This is a genomic window from Streptomyces sp. NPDC127084 (assembly GCF_042724175.1).
Classification (GTDB): Bacteria; Actinomycetota; Actinomycetes; order Streptomycetales; family Streptomycetaceae; genus Streptomyces.
On record NZ_JBHXFA010000096.1, the window covers coordinates 1 to 1,955 of the forward strand.

Genomic DNA, 1,955 nt, shown 5'->3' on the forward strand with positions numbered 1-1,955 from the left:
GTGCCTAGCTGAACGAGTCTCCGCAGGCGCAGGAGCCCGTCGCGTTCGGGTTGTCGATCGTGAAGCCCTGCTTCTCGATGGTGTCGACGAAGTCGATAGAGGCGCCGCCCAGGTACGGGGCGCTCATGCGGTCCGTGACGACCTTCACACCGTCGAAGTCCTTCACGACGTCACCGTCGAGGGTGCGCTCGTCGAAGAAGAGCTGGTACCGCAGGCCGGAGCAGCCGCCGGGCTGAACGGCGACACGCAGCGCCAGATCGTCCCGGCCCTCCTGGTCCAGCAGGGCCTTGACCTTGGCCGCGGCGGCGTCGGACAGGAGGATGCCGTCGCTCACGGTGGTGGTCTCGTCCGATACGGACATCTGCTTCTCTCCCGGGTTGTACGGAGACTGCTTGCCGACGTTGGCAACCGGCCGGGCCCCCGTTTCATTCCGGGCCGGCCCTAGTCTTTCCTCTTCATGCTCGCACACGCGCCTCGGTAGGGGCAGCGACCTGTGGATCGGGAATTGCGTCACATCGACGCTATCGCCATCGTCAAAGTGACGTGAAGCGGTTATGATAGATAGCGTCAAATAGACGAAAAGATCTCGGCGACGCCGCCTCCGGTCCAGCACCGGACGCGGCATCGCCGCGCTGACCGCAGAGAAGAAAGGGTGCGTGACGTGACCACCGCCCACACCGCCCTCACCGAACCGAGCTCAGGAGGGGACTCCGCCCTGGACGTCCAGCCGACGCCGCTCGCCCTGCTGCTGCTCGGCCGCGAAGCCGACCCCAGGAGTGAGCGGGGCGTCGAGTGCCCCGGGGACCTCCCGTCCCCGTCCGACCCGGACCTGGTGGAGCGAGCCCGTGCGGCAAAGGAGAAGCTCGGGGACAAGGTCTTCGTCCTGGGTCACCACTACCAGCGCGACGAGGTCATCCAGTTCGCCGATGTCACCGGCGACTCCTTCAAGCTCGCCAAGGACGCGGCGGCCCGCCCCGAGGCGGAGTACATCGTCTTCTGCGGTGTGCACTTCATGGCGGAGTCCGCGGACATCCTGACCACCGACGCCCAGAAGGTCGTACTCCCGGACCTCGCGGCCGGCTGCTCGATGGCGGACATGGCCACGGCGGAGCAGGTCGCCGAGTGCTGGGACGTGCTCGCCGAGGCGGGCATCACGGACGTGACCGTCCCGGTCTCGTACATGAACTCCTCCGCCGACATCAAGGCCTTCACCGGCAAGCACGGCGGCACCATCTGCACCTCCTCCAACGCCAAACGCGCTCTTGACTGGGCGTTCGAGCAGGGCGAGAAGGTGCTCTTCCTGCCGGACCAGCACCTCGGCCGGAACACCGCGGTGCGCGACATGGGCATGTCCCTCGACGACTGCGTCGTCTACAACCCGCACAAGCCGAACGGCGGGCTGACGGCGGAGCAGCTGCGGGCCGCGAAGATGATCCTGTGGCGCGGCCACTGCTCGGTGCACGGCCGCTTCTCGCTGGACTCCGTGAACGACGTCCGCGAGCGCGTCCCGGGCGTGAACGTGCTGGTCCACCCGGAGTGCAAGCACGAGGTCGTCGCGGCGGCGGACTACGTGGGCTCCACGGAGTACATCATCAAGACCCTCGAGGCGGCCCCGGCCGGCTCCAAGTGGGCGATCGGTACCGAGCTGAACCTGGTACGGCGGTTGGCGAACCGTTTCGCCGACGAGGGCAAGGAGATCGTCTTCCTCGACAAGACGGTGTGCTTCTGCTCCACGATGAACCGCATCGACCTGCCGCACCTGGTGTGGGCGCTGGAGTCCCTCGCGGAGGGGAACCTGGTGAACAGGATCCAGGTGGACCCGGAGACGGAGAGCTTCGCGAAGCTGGCCCTGGAGCGGATGCTGGCGTTGCCGTAACGAGGGCCCTGCCCCGCCCATCCCCCGTGGGCCCCCACCCGGCCGTTATCACAGTGGGGGGGGGGCGGGGGGTTTAAAG

Annotated in this window: 2 protein-coding genes; one reads left to right on the forward strand and one right to left on the reverse strand. The window is 67.4% G+C overall.

Annotation, left to right across the window (positions count from 1 at the left end):
* Positions 1-4 precede the first annotated feature (4 nt).
* A complete protein-coding gene (gene erpA, locus ACFWI9_RS21715) occupies positions 5-361 on the reverse strand; it encodes an iron-sulfur cluster insertion protein ErpA (RefSeq protein WP_338676234.1) in 357 nt (118 codons plus the stop codon).
* Positions 362-652: 291 nt separating this feature from the next.
* On the opposite strand from erpA, the gene nadA reads away from it, so the two are divergent.
* Positions 653-1,876 carry a quinolinate synthase NadA gene (gene nadA / locus ACFWI9_RS21720; protein WP_387164307.1) on the forward strand — a complete coding sequence of 408 codons (1,224 nt, stop codon included), beginning with the start codon at positions 653-655 and terminating at the stop codon, positions 1,874-1,876.
* Positions 1,877-1,955: the final 79 nt, after the last annotated feature.